The organism is Gallintestinimicrobium sp. (assembly GCF_046968865.1).
Classification (GTDB): Bacteria; Bacillota; Clostridia; order Lachnospirales; family Lachnospiraceae; genus Gallintestinimicrobium; species Gallintestinimicrobium propionicum.
The window spans coordinates 23189-38386 of record NZ_JBKVPW010000013.1; the positions used below are offsets into that span (position 1 = coordinate 23189).

Below are 15198 nucleotides of genomic sequence, written 5' to 3' on the forward strand. Positions count from 1 at the left end.
TTGGGAGGTGTGCGGCAGAATCTGATATATGAGTAAAGTGAGGAAAAGCAAATGCCGCATTTACTGGAAGTAGAGGGGCTGACAACCGTTTTTGACAGTGACTACGGACGCACTGTCAGCGTGGACCATGTAAATTTTCATGTAGATAAGGGAGAAGTTGTCTGTATCGTCGGCGAATCCGGCTGTGGCAAGAGCGTGACCTCACTTTCTATTATGGGGCTGCTTGGAAGAGGCGGAACCGTGACGGAGGGAAGCGTCGTATTCGAGGACAAGAACCTTCTGACGATGACGGAAAAAGAGCTGGATAAAATCCGGGGCGACCGTCTGACGATGATTTTCCAGGACCCGCTGACCTCTCTCGATCCGGTCTTTACAGTCGGCAACCAGCTGATGGAGAGCATCCGAAAGCATATGAGACTGTCAAAAGAAGAGGCGCGAAAGCGGGCAGAGCAGATTTTAGGAAAAGTTGGTATGCCCGATCCTCACGGTGTCATGAAAAAATATCCCCATACCCTTTCCGGCGGCATGCGCCAGCGTGTGATGATCGCGATGGCTCTGTGCTGCAATCCGGGCCTGCTGATCGCAGATGAACCGACGACGGCACTGGATGTGACGATTCAGGCACAGATTATGGCGCTGTTGCGCAATCTGCAAAAAGAGAGCGGGATGTCGATGATCCTGATCACCCATGACATCGGGCTGGTAGCGAGCATGGCGGACCGCGTGATCGTTATGTACGCCGGACAGATGATCGAGGAAGCACCGGTAAAGGAGCTGTTTGCTGCACCGGCACATCCGTATACAAAGGCACTTTTGCAGACGGTTCCCGGAATTTATGACGAAAAGGACAGGGAGCTTGTCGCGATTCCCGGCATGGTTCCGGAGAATTATGATTCGATCCCCGGCTGTCGGTTTGCAGACCGCTGCGCCTTCCGGATAAAAGGCTGCGATCAGCCTCAGAGCTACAGACAGATCGGGGAAGGACATTTTGTCAGATGTATGCTCGCCAAAGAAGGAGAAACGTGAAGATGAGCATAAATATGGAAGAAAAAAACACGGAGAAGGAGCCGCTGATCCGGGTAGAAAATCTGAAAAAATATTATCCCATCCGGGGCGGCGTTATTACCCATACGACAGGCTATGTGCATTCGGTGGACGGCGTTTCCTTTTCGATTGCAGAGGGAGAAACCCTCGGTCTGGTGGGCGAATCCGGATGCGGCAAATCGACGGTGGGCAGACAGCTGGTCGGCCTGGAAAAGCCGACGGGCGGCAGGCTGTTTTATCAGGGAAAGGATATGGAGAAGCTTTCCGGAAAAGAGAAAAAGAGCGTGCGCACGCAGCTGCAGATGGTGTTCCAGGACCCATATTCTTCCCTGAATCCGAGAAAGCATATTTATGAAATTTTATCCCAGCCGATGCTCTACCATGGGATTTCCAATAAAGAAACTGTCCACAGGGATGTTGATCGACTGCTGGATATGGTAGGACTTCCCAAACACGTCCTCGGACGCTACCCGCATGAGTTCTCCGGCGGACAGCGGCAGAGAATTGGGATAGCGCGGGCACTGTCTTTAAATCCCAGGTTTTTGGTCTGCGATGAGCCGGTCAGTGCGCTGGACGTTTCGATTCAGGCACAGATTCTGAATTTGCTGCGCAGCCTGCAAAAGGATCTCGGGCTGACGTGCATGTTCGTTGGACATGGACTCGGCGCGGTCAATTATGTCAGCGACCGGATCGCAGTCATGTACCTTGGTAAAATTGTGGAGATCGGGCCGGCGCAGGAGGTGTTCCATCATCCGGTACACCCTTACACCCGCGCCCTGATCGATGCAGTGCCGATTGCAGATCCCAAAAAGCGGGAACAAAAACCGCTTCTGACCGGAGAAATCGGCTCCAGCACGAACCCGCCCTCTGGCTGTCGCTTCCATCCGAGATGTCCGTATGCGACGGAAAGCTGCAGACAGGAAGTGCCGGAGCTTTGCAGTGTTTTCCCAGGCAGCAGTCATCTTGCGGCGTGCCCATATGCAGTTGCGCAGCTGACTGGCGGCGCACCCGCATACGATGCGAAGATGCAGCAGGTTGTCGTAGAGCAGAAATGGAGATAAAAGTGACATGGGAAAATATATGATCAAGCGCATCCTGATCGCCATCCCGGTTCTGATCGGGATCACGATCATCGACTATGCGATTATGTGTCTTGCGGGCAGCCCACTGCAGATGCTGCAGGGACCCCGAATTTCCCAGGCTGCGGTTGCGGCAAAGGAAATCGCCCTCGGTCTGGATAAACCGTTTTATGTGCAGTATTTTGTCTGGTTAAAACAGCTTTTACATGGAAATATGGGCTATTCGATCAAGTCCTATCAGGCAGTCAGCGAGATGATCGCAAGCCATTTGGGACCGACGCTTTTGCTGATGGGCGTATCGCTTCTGGTCAGCTTGCTGATGGCGGTGCCCGCCGGAATTTACAGTGCGATCAAGCAGTATTCCGCAGGAGATTATACGGTTGTTACACTTTCCTTCCTGGGAAGCAGCGTGCCCGGATTTTTCCTTTCTTTGCTGTTGATCTATCTGTTTACGGTAAAACTTGGCTGGCTTCCGTCCAGCGGAATGGCGACGCTCGGAACTGCAGGCGGCGCGGGTGATGTGGCAAAGCATATGGTGATGCCGGTGTTAGTCCTGGCTACCTCCATGGCGGGTACAAATATCCGTTATATTCGAAGCGCGATGCTGGAAATTTTGCAGCAGGATTACCTGCGCACGGCAAAGGCAAAGGGAATCGGAAGATTTCTTGTCATCAATAAGCATGCGCTGCGCAACGCACTGATCCCGATTATTACGGTAATCGGAATGGAGATTCCGGTGCTGTTCGGCGGTCAGGTTATCATTGAGCAGGTCTTTTCCTGGCCGGGACTCGGACTGATGACGATGAGCGCAATCACGAACCGGGATTATCCGGTTATTATGGGTGTCTGCCTGCTGTCTGCAATCGTTGTGCTGGCGGCAAACCTGATTACGGATATTTTATATGCGCTGGCAGACCCGACAATCCAGCTGAAATAGGAGCGGCGAAGATGGAGAAAAAAGATCGTATCAAAAAAGATATTTCAAGAGAAAGCTATTTGCAGACCGTCATCCGTCGTTTTAAACAGCATCATCTGGCAACGGTCAGCCTTGTGATTTTAGCGGTTTTGGTGGTGGCAGCGCTTTTGGCCCCGATCATCGCACCGTACAATCCGGATGAAATCGTCGGAGGCTTTTCCAAAGCGCCCACAGCAGAGCATTGGCTGGGAACGGATCAGATCGGTCGTGACGTCTTGAGCCGGCTTTTGTATGCAACGCGGATTTCCCTGTTGGTCGGTGTGCTGGCGACGGCGATCTCTACTGTGATCGGTGTGATTCTGGGACTGATCGCCGGGTATTTTGGCGGCGCTGCGGATATGATTATCATGCGCTTTACGGATATGGTCATGTCGTTTCCCTACATTTTACTGGTGCTGGTTGCGGCGTCGATTTTTAAGCCGGGGCTCTGGAGCATCATCCTGATTCTGGGCTTTGTAGACTGGCCGGGAATTGCCCGTCTGGTTCGCGGCAATGTGCTGAGCCTGCGGGAGAGTAATTTTATTAAAAGTGATCTCGTGGCAGGAATGCCGCTTCCGTATATTCTGTTTTCCGAGATTTTACCAAATACCGCTGCGCCGATTCTGGTGTATGCAACGTCGGTTCTGGCGTTGTCGATGTTGGATGAGGCGGCGCTTTCGTTCCTCGGAATGGGTGTGCAGCCGCCGACCGCGAGCCTTGGAAACATGTTAAACGGCGCGCAGTCGCTGACTGTACTGACGAAACAGCCGTGGCTCTGGATTCCGTCCGGGCTGATGATCGTGGTGCTGGTCATTGCGATTAACTTTATCGGTGACGCGCTGCGGGATGCGCTGGATCCCAATAGCGGAAAATAAGACTGGAACACGCAAAAGCAGAAAGGACTGCAGCAGGAACACTGCAGGAGGACATCGGAGGGATTTGCGATGATACAGGAAATGGATTTAATGGAAATTTTTTACTGGTTTCACAGACATCCGGAGCTGTCTTATGAGGAATACGATACAACTGCGCAGATTAAAAAGCTGTTGAAAGCAGCGGATGTAAAGATCCTGCCGATTCCGATGGAAACCGGTCTGATTGCGGAGGTAAAAGGAGAAAAGGATGGTCCGGTGCAGGCGCTTCGCTGCGATATTGACGCGCTGCCGATTACTGAGCTGACGGATTTACCTTATGCGTCGGAATGTCCGGGAAAGATGCACGCCTGCGGGCACGATTTTCACATCACGGCGGGAATCGGGACTGCGATCTGGCTGCAGGAACATAAGGACGAGCTCTGTGGGACAGTGCGGTTTTTCTTCCAGCCAGGAGAAGAGTCCTCCCTGGGCGCACGGAAAGTGCTGGAAACGACGGCACTCGATTCGGTTACGCGCGTCTGGGGCTTTCATTCTGATCCGACCAATTTGGTCAATGCCATCGGCATCCGGGAGGGCGCAGTTGCGGCGGCAGTAGATCGGTTTGTGATTACGATAACGGGCGTCGGCTGCCACGGCGCACACCCGGATGATGGCGTTGATCCAATTCCGGCGGCTGCAGCCATGGTTCAGGCATTTCAGACGATCGTAACCCGCAATATCAATCCGTTCCATCCTACACTCATCAGCGTTACGCGACTGGAAGCGGGCAATACCTGGAATGTGATTCCGCAGACAGCACAGCTGGAGGGAACTGTCCGGACCATGGATCGGCAGGATCGCTGCCTGTTTGAAAAACGCTTAAAAGCAATTGCAGAGCAGACCGCATCTGCCTATGGAGCGTCCGCAGAGGTAGAGTGGATTCCCGGTCCTCCGGCTGTTTGCAACGATGCAGAAATGGCGGCTTTTGCAAAGGAAACGGCAGAAGCGGAGGGCTTTCAGACTGTTCCGGAAGAACAGTCGCTCGGCGGAGATGATTTTTCTTTCTACATGGAGAAAGTGCCAGGCTGCTATATTAAAATCGGCATCGGAAAGGGGGCGACAATCCATCAGCCGACCTTTCAGGTGGACCCGGCGGCATTGATGCCTGCGGTACGGTATTTGAGTCGTCTGCTGCTGCGCTGGGGAGAGGAAAAGGGCTGAGCGACGCAGCCGAGGAATATGCATAGTAATACGCAGCTTTTGCGTAAGAACACAATATAAGAAAAGGGGTAAAAAACATGAGCACATTTCGATTTGCCATTATGGGAGCAGGTAACATCGCACATCAGTTTTGCGATGCAGTGACGCTGGTGGAGGACTGTGAGGTGAGCGCGATCGCCAGTAAGGATCTGGGACGCGCACAAAAATTTGCGGAGGAATGCAGCGTAGCCCATGCGTATGACAACTATGAGCAGATGCTGATAGAGGAAAAGCCGGACTGTGTTTATATTGCGGTGACGCCAAACGACCATTTCCGTCTGACGATGCTTTGTCTGGAGCATCGCGTTCCGGTGTTGTGCGAAAAAGCGATGTTTACAAACAGTGCAGAGGCAAAAGCGGTTTTTGAAAAAGCAGAAAAAGACCAAACCTTTGTAATGGAAGCGATGTGGAGCCGGTTTTTGCCCGCGGTCAACCAGGCAAAAAAATGGGCGGCAGAAGGAAAAATCGGCAGACTGGAAGCCTTGCAGGGAAGAATCGGTTTTCTCGCGCCGGAGGGAGCAGACAATCGGTATCACAGCCCTCTGCTGTGCGGCGGAGCTGCGACGGATATCACGGTTTATGCCTATGAAATCGCGACCTGGCTGGTCAATGAGCCTGTCCGCAAAACTTATGCGGCTGCAAACCTTGATCAGACCGGTGTGGACTTAACCGATCAGGTTACGGTGAAGTTCGAACATGTGCTGGCAGATCTTGTGACGAGCTTTGCAGCGCCCATGGGCAACAACATGGTGATTTACGGTCGGGAAGGGCGCATTGAGCTGCCCGATCCCCATTATGCGTCCAAATGCTTCTTATACGGGGCGGATGGAATGCTGAAGGAAGAATTCACAGATACGACGACGCAGAAGGGCTTTACCTACGAGATCGAAGAGACGATCCGCTGCGTGCGCGCAAAGAAGACGGAAAGTCCGGTTGTTCCGCATGCGACGACAATCGCCTGTGCGGAGCTGTTTGATCAGATTCAGGCGGCAAAGAAAGAGTGAACTATCGGAAACAACGTGCAGAAAAAGGCGGTACAGATTTTGAGCTCTGTACCGCTTTTGTGTTGGTGTACCCGGTCCGCATTCCTGCAGGGCAGGGTTCTGTGTGTGAAGTTTAGAAATAATCCGAAAAATACGGTTTTTTGACCGGAATCAGCCGCTCCAGCCAGGTCAGCATATAGTATTCCATCGAGATTTTTTCATGGTCGTAAAGATAAGTCGGGCGCTTGTAGCCCATCATCAAAGCAGTGAGCGTGTTAATGTCGAGTTCTACGACGTTAATGGACTGATTGTCCTCGACACGCTCACAGGTTGTTTCCCCCTCGTGCCAGGAAACGAGAAAATCTCCCTGATTCCAGGAAGCAAGGCCGTCAGTAACCCGGAAATGGATTTTGAAATCCTCCGGCTGGATCTGCCAGGGATACTCCTGCAAAAAGCTTTCAACATCCACGATTCGCGCCATAATATAGGGAGCTATCGTTTCTTCAATCTCACTGTCTTCGAACAGATATGCCATGGGTTCGCCGGAATAATTATCCCCTCGTACCTGTGTGATCATAGAAAAATGCGCGCTGATGTAGTTCCATAGACCGTGTCTGGCCTCGCTGGTTAAATAAACCATTTCCTTAATATGAAAAATTTCATTTGCAATGTAATAAACCAGATAACCAAGGGGCTTGTGCTCTTCATTATAATAAAGGGCTACGATCATATCATCATTTTCCCAGCGCCAGTATTCATCCCAGGCCAGCTTGTCGCGAATGAGTGCACCGTGGTGCTGCATGGCGAAATAGGAATACACGTTATGAAAATCCTCGGAATCCAGGCTGACACGTTCGACCATGCCCCGGACGGGGAAGGCCTTTGGAAGCTGCGTATCCTTGACAGTGAAGGTGAGTTTGTCGGACACGATCTCCCAGCCCATTTTCCGATAAAATGGAATGGAATATGGATATAGAAAGGAAATGGGAAGCTTCTTTTTGTGCATATAGTCGATGACATAGCGCATCAGGGAATGAATCAGTCCGCGTCCGGTGTATTCCGGATAAGTAGTGACTCCGGTGATGCCGCCCATCGCCATAATGTTGTCCTGAATGTTGATCTGCATGGAATAAACAACGATCATGGATGCCAGCTTTTCTTTATAAAACCAACCGAGTACATAAGCGTCCTCGAGAATCGGACGTTTGGCATATTTGATTTCCTCCTGCTCCCAGCCGGTCTGGAAGAGCTCGTAGGAGGTTACCTGAAAAGCATACTGTAAAAGTGCGTTGAACTGTTCCAGATCGTTGTGATCGAGCTCACGCATGCGGAAATCACCGTTGACTTCAAGGTAAGTGTGCGTGTCCTTGTCTGACATAGAAGATGCCTCTTTTCTGAATGATGCGGTCTTTAGATTTCAAAGACATCATACAACCAAATGAAAGGCTCGTAAAGAGGAAAACTTTTCGCATGACAGCTTTTGGAATTTAGAGTATACTGTGATATCAGAGAGTCGTATGGATGAAACGACTGCAGAAAGGGACAGGAGGCAAATTGATGAATCAGATTCCCCAGGCAGGAGAAATTTATCAGCATTTTAAAGGAAAGCTTTATCGGATTGTGGCACTGGCAACCCACACGGAGACCGGTGAGCAGCTTGTGATCTATCAGGCACTTTATGGAGAGTTCCAGGTTTTTGCAAGACCGCTTTCCATGTTTCTGGGAAAGGTGGATGCAAAAAAATATCCTGATGCAGCGGGAAAAGACCGTTTTATGCGGATCCCGATGGCAGAAGCAGCGGCAGTGCCCCAGCCCGTTCCAGCGCCGTCAGAAAACCCTGTTGAGCCCCGGCCCGCTGCAATGCCGTCAGAGAGCACTGTTGAGTCCCGGGCCGTTGCAGCATCCTCTGAGAACTCTGTTGAGCCCCAGCCCGATCCCGGTCTGCTCGCTTTTTTAGATGCGGACAGCTACGAAGAAAAGCTGGAAGTATTTGCATCGCTGGAGGGCAAAGTCGATCTTCATATGTTGAATGCCATTGCTGCTTCCCTGGATCTGGAGCTTTCGGAGGGCAGCTTGGAGGAGCAGTACGACACGCTGAAAAGCTGCCTGATGACACTGGAGCGTTATGAGTGCAATCGCCTGCGGTGAGCAAAAAAGAAAAAAACGGAGAACTGGATTGAAGCAACAAACCCCAAGAAATATTGAAGTACAGAGAAAACAGGAACTGTTAAACCGGATTGCACCGGGACTATTAACATGGTATGATAAAAGCAGACGGAGCTTACCCTGGCGGGAAGAACCGACGCCGTATCGGGTCTGGGTATCGGAGATCATGCTGCAGCAGACGCGGGTCGAGGCGGTAAAACCGTATTTTGCGCGCTTTATGGAACGACTGCCGGATATCGAAGCGCTCGCCGAAGTGGATGACGATGAATTATTAAAACTTTGGGAAGGGCTCGGCTATTACAGCAGGGCACGGAATTTAAAGGCTGCGGCACAGCAGATTGTGACAGAATACGGCGGAGAGATGCCGTCGGATTACAGGGAGCTTTTAAAGCTAAAAGGAATTGGAAGCTACACAGCTGGCGCGGTTTCTTCGATTGCCTTTAAACAGCCCAATCCCGCAGTGGACGGAAACGTACTGCGTGTCATTTCCCGGCTTTTGGAGGATGACAGCGATATTTCCGATCAGTCGGTAAAAAAAAGAGTAGAGGATGATCTGCGTCCTGTCATGCCAAAGGATCGCCCCGGTGACTTTAATCAGGCGTTGATGGAGCTTGGCGCAACCGTCTGTCTGCCAAACGGTGCACCGAAGTGCAGCAACTGTCCGTGGCAGGAATTCTGTCTTGTAGGATTGCATGGCACCTGGCAGCAGTATCCGCAAAAGGCAGCCAAAAAGGCAAGGGCGATCGAAGATAAGACGATTCTCGTGATTCGGACGAGTAGACAGGTCGTTTTGCGTAAGCGTCCGAAAAAGGGACTGCTGGCGGGACTGTATGAATTTCCGGCGATGGACAAAAAGGCATCGTTGGAAGAGGTCAGGGAATGGCTGAAAAAACAGGGTGTGGAAGCTGTCCGGATAGAGACGCTTCCGGAATCAAAGCATATTTTCACCCATAAGGAGTGGCACATGACCGGCTATCAGGTTCTGGTGGATGAACTGGAGCCCATGGGTCAGGATGAATCCCTCCTTTTTGTTGAGACACAGGAAATCGAAGGAAATTACCCGATTCCGTCCGCATTTGCAGCCTACAGCGCCTATCTGAAAATTCAGACAGGTATCCAGAAGATGAAAGGAACAACACTATGAAACTGCTTTCTATTGCAATTCCCTGCTATAATTCGCAGGATTATATGGCACATTGCATCGAATCTCTGCTTCCGGGGGGAGAGGATGTTGAAATTTTGATTGTCAACGACGGTTCGAAGGATGACACCGCCAAAATCGCAGACGAATATGCGGCAAAATATCCTACGATCGTAAAGGCGATCCATAAGGAAAACGGCGGACACGGCTCTGCGGTCAACACCGGAATTGAAAATGCGACCGGAATTTATTTTAAAGTGGTAGACAGTGACGACTGGGTAAAAGAAGATGCCTATCTCGCCATTCTGGAAAAGCTGAGGGAGCTGACCGGCGGTGTGGATACACTTGATCTTCTGATCAGCAACTTTGTTTACGAAAAAGAGGGTGAACGCCGCAAAAAGGTGATGCGTTATAAACATGTCCTGCCGGAATACCGTATGTTTGGCTGGGAAGATGTCGGACGTTTCCATGTCGGTCAGTATATCCTGATGCATTCCGTTATTTATCGGACGAAGCTTTTGCGGGAATGCGGTTTAAAGCTTCCGGAGCATACATTTTATGTGGACAATATTTATGTCTTTGAGCCTCTGCCGTATGTCCGCAACATGTACTATCTGGATGTGAATTTCTACCGCTATTTTATCGGCAGGTCAGATCAGTCCGTCAACGAAAAGGTCATGACCGGACGAATCGATCAGCAGATCAAGGTCAACCAGATCATGACAGACTACTTTGTGGAAAAGAAGAGCGAGATCATGGGCAATAAGCCCCTTGCAAAGTATATGCTAAACTATCTGGACATCATTACGACGATCTCCTCCATCCTGCTGATCCGCATCAACACACCGGAATCTCTCGAGAAAAAGCGTGAGCTGTTAAACTACATCAGACAAAAGGACAAGAAGGTTTACAGAAAGCTGCGTTACGGTCTTTTAGGAAACTGTATGAATCTGCCTGGAAAAACCGGAAGATGGATTTCTGTGGAAGGCTACAAAATCTGCCAGAAGTTTTTTGGCTTCAACTAATCGAAAAAAATCTTGTTGTCCTTTGCAAATTGTGCTAGAATATACAATGGGTTTTTAGGGAATACGTTTACAGAAAGGATAATATGGGTGGATTTATGAAAAGACAAGACATTCATAAGGTACTGATTATTGGCTCAGGACCGATCATTATCGGACAGGCATGTGAGTTCGATTACTCCGGCACACAGGCTTGTAAGGCACTGAAAAAGCTGGGCTACGAAATCGTACTGGTAAACTCGAATCCGGCAACGATCATGACAGATCCGGACACAGCGGATATCACATATATTGAACCGCTGAATGTGGAACGTCTCGAGCAGATTATTGAAAAGGAACGCCCGGATGCACTGCTTCCGAACCTGGGCGGACAGTCCGGACTGAATCTTTGCTCCGAGCTGCAGGCAGCAGGCGTGCTGGACAAATACAATGTAAAGGTAATCGGCGTTCAGGTAGATGCAATTGAGCGCGGCGAAGATCGTATTGAGTTTAAGAATACCATGAATGCGCTTGGTGTTGAGATGGCAAGAAGCGACGTCGCCTACTCCGTAGACGAGGCACTTGCGATTGCGGACAAGCTGGGATATCCGGTTGTTCTGCGTCCTGCATACACCATGGGCGGCGCCGGCGGCGGTCTTGTTTATAATAAAGAAGAATTAAAGACAGTCTGCGCAAGAGGTCTGCAGGCGAGCCTCGTGGGTCAGGTTCTGGTAGAAGAGTCCATTCTTGGATGGGAAGAGCTGGAGCTGGAAGTTGTCCGCGATGCAAAAGGAAATATGATTACCGTATGCTTTATTGAAAACATCGATCCCGTTGGCGTGCATACCGGTGATTCCTTCTGTTCCGCTCCAATGCTGACGATTTCCGAGGAGGTACAGAAGAAGCTGCAGGATCAGGCATATCGTATCGTAGACGCAATTGAGGTAATCGGCGGTACGAATGTACAGTTTGCACATGATCCGATTTCCGGTCGTGTTGTTGTTATTGAAATCAACCCCAGAACTTCCAGATCTTCTGCACTTGCAAGTAAGGCAACCGGTTTCCCGATCGCTCTTGTTTCTGCAATGCTGGCAAGCGGTCTGACTCTGGATGAAATTCCTTGCGGTAAATATGGCACACTGGATAAATACGTTCCGGACGGCGATTATATCGTTCTGAAATTCGCGCGCTGGGCATTTGAAAAGTTCAAGGGCGTAGAGGATAAGCTCGGAACTCAGATGAGAGCAGTCGGCGAAGTCATGAGCATCGGCAAGACTTATAAGGAAGCATTCCAGAAAGCAATCCGTTCTCTGGAAAAGAGCCGTTATGGTCTTGGTCATGTAAAGGATTTTGATCAGAAGTCCAAAAAGGAGCTTCTGACCATGCTTGCAACTCCCAGCAGCGAGCGCTATTTCATCATGTATGAAGCGCTGCGTAAGGGTGCATCTGTAGAAGAAATCAACAAACTGACCAAAGTTAAGGATTACTTTATCGAGCAGATGAAGGAGCTGGTTGAGGAAGAAGAGAAGCTCGTTGCTGCTTATCACGGACAGGTTCCTGCAGATGCTGATTTGAAACAGGCGAAACTGGATGGCTTCTCTGATAAATATTTAAGCCAGATCCTGGGTGTATCCGAGGAAGCAATTCGGACACGCAGAACAGAGCTTGGCGTTGTGGAAGGCTGGGAAGGTGTTCATGTAAGTGGTACTGAGGATTCCGCATACTATTACTCTAGCTATCATATCAAGGACGAAAGCCCGGTAGACAACAGCAAACAGAAGGTAATGATCCTCGGCGGCGGTCCTAACAGAATCGGTCAGGGTATCGAATTCGATTACTGCTGCGTACATGCTGCAAAAGCACTGCGTAAGCTCGGATTCTCCACGATCATTGTAAACTGTAACCCTGAGACGGTATCCACAGACTACGACACTTCCGACAAGCTGTATTTCGAGCCTCTGACTCTGGAAGATGTCCTTGCAATTTATGAAAAAGAACAGCCGGTTGGCGTTATCGCACAGTTCGGTGGACAGACTCCGCTGAATCTGGCAGCAGACCTGAAGAAATACGGTGTCAATATTCTCGGAACCACTCCGGAAGCCATCGACCTTGCAGAAGACCGTGACCAGTTCCGTGAAATGATGGAGAAGCTGGAGATTCCGATGCCGGAAGCAGGCATGGCTGTCAATGTGGAAGAAGCATTGGAAACTGCTCACAGAATCGGCTATCCGGTTATGGTACGTCCTTCCTACGTCCTTGGTGGACGCGGCATGGAGGTCGTTTATGACGATGAAGCGCTGACCTTCTACATGCAGCAGGCAGTGGGTGTAACACCGGACAGACCGATCCTGATTGACCGATTCCTGCATCATGCAACCGAGTGTGAAGCGGACGCAATCAGCGATGGCGAGCATGTATTCGTTCCTTCTGTTATGGAGCATATCGAGCTGGCTGGTATTCACTCCGGTGACTCTGCTTGTATCATTCCCCCGAGAGGACTGACAGAAGAGCAGATCGAAACTCTGAAAGACTACACCAGAAAGATCGCAAAGGAGCTGCATGTTGTTGGCCTGATGAATATGCAGTATGCGATTGAGGACGGCAAGGTATTTGTCATCGAGGCAAATCCCCGTGCATCCAGAACCGTTCCGCTTGTATCCAAGGTCTGCGGCATCAACATGGTTCAGATTGCAACGGATATCGTTACCCTGCCTTATACCGGACGCAAGAGCCCGGTACCGGAGTTGAAAGAAAAGAAATTCGCTCACTACGGTGTAAAAGAAGCGGTATTCCCCTTCAATATGTTCCCGGAGGTTGACCCGGTACTCGGACCTGAAATGCGTTCCACCGGTGAGGTTCTTGGACTGTCTACAGACTTTGGTGATGCATTCTTCAAGGCAGAAGAAGCGACAAAGACCAAGCTGCCCACTTCCGGCTGCGTGCTGATTTCTGTTAATGACAGAGATAAGGCAGAGGTAGTTGACGTTGCAAGAGGCTTCTATCAGCTTGGCTTTGAAATTATGGCAACCGGCAGAACCTGTGACCTGATCGAACAGGCCGGTATTCCTGCCCTGAAGGTATGCAAGCTCAACGAGGGACGTCCGAACATCCTGGATAAGATCACGAATGACCAGATCCAGCTGATTGTCAATACTCCCCGCGGCAAGAAGGGTACAACCGACGACAGCTACATTCGTAAGGCTGCCATTAAGAACCGTATTCCGTATATTACAACCATGGCTGCTGCAAAGGCAACTGTAGAAGGCATCCGTTCCGCAAAACGTGACGGCAAGCTTCCGGTGCAGTCTCTGCAGGAGTTCCATGCAAGCATTATCGATAAATAAAATATCAGATAGCGATAATAAAAACAGCTGCCGTGTTTGTACGGCGGCTGTTTTTGCTACGGTGCGCCCGGCAGCATACAACGCGAATGGAAAATGAGGCTTCTTATATAAAAAAGAATGTGCCTTGGCACATTCTCGCGCCAAGGCGCGGTTGCTTTAGCAACCATCTACCCTTGCGCCGAGTGCGCATCCTCGCGGAGCGTTTATTATCGTATGAAAACGAAGTTTTCTATACGATAATAAAAAAAGGACATGCAGCTCATCCGGAGATGAAAAGCATGTCCTTCTTTTTATTCAAAGAAATTTATTTCAAAGAAATTTATTTCTAAGAAATTTATTTCTTTGCGCCCTGTTTTGCAACTGCGTTCATCTTAGCTTCGATAGCAGCCTGGTCGCCAAGGTAATGATGACCGGTTACGTTGAAGTTATCGTCAAACTCGTAAACAAGCGGAACGCCGGTAGGGATGTTCAGCTCTGTGATTTCATTCTCAGAGATGTTGTCCAGATATTTAACCAGAGCACGCAGAGAGTTGCCGTGAGCTGCGATCAGAACCTGCTTGCCAGCCAGCATGTCCTTCTTGATGTTCTCTTCATAGAAAGGAATTACTCTTGCGATGGTGTCCTTTAAGCTCTCTGTCAGAGGCAGCTCCTTCGGATCTACGTTCTTGTAAGGAGCCTGCAGAGCAGGATTACGCTCGTCGGTAGGCTCAAGAGCGGGGGGCTGAACGTCGAAAGAACGACGCCATACCTTAACCTGAGCTTCGCCGTATTTTTCAGCAGTTTCGGATTTGTTGAGACCCTGCAGAGCACCGTAATGACGCTCGTTTAATTTCCAGGTTTTGATAACAGGAATCCATTCTTCATTTAACTCCTGCAGAACATGGTTAGCGGTGTGGATTGCACGCTGCAGATAAGAAGTATAGCAAACATCAAAGGAGAAGCCTGCTTCCTTTAACAGAACGCCGCCCTGTGCAGCCTCCTTGTGTCCGGTTTCGGACAGATCTACGTCAGTCCAGCCGGTGAACAGGTTTTTCTGATTCCATACGCTTTCGCCATGGCGGATCATAACTAACTGATAACCCATAGTGATTGTTCCTCCTGATTGTGATTTAAGGCATTTAAGCCTGCTTGATTCCAAACAAGCATACACGATTTGAACGGAAAAATCAAGACTTTAGCTTGCCTTTTTAGACAGGATATGGTAATATCCTAACAGTTTGGTCATAGGGTTTGTCTGATACAGGGCTATAGATTTTGCAGTTTCTGAGATTAAAACTGCAGGGTTTATAGCTCTTTTTTATCGTATAGGAAACTTCGTTTCCATACGATAAAAATGCTCCGCGAGGATGCGCACTCGGCGCAAGGGTAGAT

The 15198-nt window shown here is 49.9% G+C and carries 12 protein-coding genes; 10 read left to right on the forward strand and 2 right to left on the reverse strand.

Annotated elements, in window-relative coordinates; genetic code table 11:
• Nucleotides 1–51: 51 nt before the first annotated feature.
• The 6 genes from ACLTOQ_RS11630 to ACLTOQ_RS11655 all read left to right on the forward strand — a co-directional run bounded on the left by ACLTOQ_RS11630 (nucleotide 52) and on the right by ACLTOQ_RS11655 (nucleotide 6196).
• Nucleotides 52–1026: an ABC transporter ATP-binding protein gene (locus tag ACLTOQ_RS11630; RefSeq protein ID WP_412319490.1), complete on the forward strand. Its 975-nt coding sequence runs from the start codon at nucleotides 52–54 to the stop codon at nucleotides 1024–1026.
• 2 nt (nucleotides 1027–1028) lie between these two features.
• Entirely contained in the window at nucleotides 1029–2105 is a 1077-nt protein-coding gene (locus ACLTOQ_RS11635; RefSeq protein WP_412319491.1) for an ABC transporter ATP-binding protein, read from the forward strand.
• Between the two features lie 7 nt (nucleotides 2106–2112).
• Complete coding sequence (locus ACLTOQ_RS11640) at nucleotides 2113–3060, forward strand: ABC transporter permease (RefSeq protein ID WP_021916247.1); 948 nt, start codon at nucleotides 2113–2115, stop codon at nucleotides 3058–3060.
• Nucleotides 3061–3071: 11 nt separating this feature from the next.
• Nucleotides 3072–3953 (forward strand): ABC transporter permease, encoded by an 882-nt coding sequence (locus ACLTOQ_RS11645; protein ID WP_117962228.1) that lies wholly within the window; start codon nucleotides 3072–3074, stop codon nucleotides 3951–3953.
• A 69-nt stretch (nucleotides 3954–4022) separates the two neighbouring features.
• Nucleotides 4023–5153: an amidohydrolase gene (locus tag ACLTOQ_RS11650; RefSeq protein ID WP_412319492.1), complete on the forward strand. Its 1131-nt coding sequence runs from the start codon at nucleotides 4023–4025 to the stop codon at nucleotides 5151–5153.
• Between the two features lie 77 nt (nucleotides 5154–5230).
• Nucleotides 5231–6196, forward strand: coding sequence for a Gfo/Idh/MocA family protein (locus tag ACLTOQ_RS11655; protein WP_412319493.1), 966 nt, complete (start codon nucleotides 5231–5233; stop codon nucleotides 6194–6196).
• A 112-nt stretch (nucleotides 6197–6308) separates the two neighbouring features.
• On the opposite strand, the gene eis is transcribed toward ACLTOQ_RS11655, so the two are convergent.
• Nucleotides 6309–7553, reverse strand: a complete 1245-nt coding sequence (gene eis / locus ACLTOQ_RS11660; protein WP_021916251.1) for an enhanced intracellular survival protein Eis — start codon at nucleotides 7551–7553, stop codon at nucleotides 6309–6311.
• Nucleotides 7554–7732: 179 nt separating this feature from the next.
• On the opposite strand from eis, the gene ACLTOQ_RS11665 reads away from it, so the two are divergent.
• The 4 genes from ACLTOQ_RS11665 (at nucleotide 7733) to carB (ending at nucleotide 13827) form a co-directional block, all read left to right on the forward strand.
• Complete coding sequence (locus ACLTOQ_RS11665; protein WP_412319495.1) at nucleotides 7733–8323, forward strand: DUF1653 domain-containing protein; 591 nt, start codon at nucleotides 7733–7735, stop codon at nucleotides 8321–8323.
• A gap of 28 nt (nucleotides 8324–8351) precedes the next feature.
• A complete protein-coding gene (gene mutY, locus ACLTOQ_RS11670; RefSeq protein WP_412319496.1) occupies nucleotides 8352–9485 on the forward strand; it encodes an A/G-specific adenine glycosylase in 1134 nt (377 codons plus the stop codon).
• Nucleotides 9482–10507 (forward strand): glycosyltransferase family A protein, encoded by a 1026-nt coding sequence (locus tag ACLTOQ_RS11675; RefSeq protein ID WP_337673525.1) that lies wholly within the window; start codon nucleotides 9482–9484, stop codon nucleotides 10505–10507. Before mutY ends, ACLTOQ_RS11675 begins: the two co-directional genes overlap by 4 nt.
• A 95-nt stretch (nucleotides 10508–10602) precedes the next feature.
• Nucleotides 10603–13827 (forward strand): carbamoyl-phosphate synthase large subunit, encoded by a 3225-nt coding sequence (carB, locus tag ACLTOQ_RS11680; RefSeq protein WP_262587867.1) that lies wholly within the window; start codon nucleotides 10603–10605, stop codon nucleotides 13825–13827.
• A 334-nt stretch (nucleotides 13828–14161) separates the two neighbouring features.
• Here the strand turns inward: carB and gpmA are convergent, their stop codons facing one another.
• Entirely contained in the window at nucleotides 14162–14911 is a 750-nt protein-coding gene (gene gpmA / locus ACLTOQ_RS11685; RefSeq protein ID WP_021916105.1) for a 2,3-diphosphoglycerate-dependent phosphoglycerate mutase, read from the reverse strand.
• Between the last annotated feature and the right edge of the window lie 287 nt (nucleotides 14912–15198).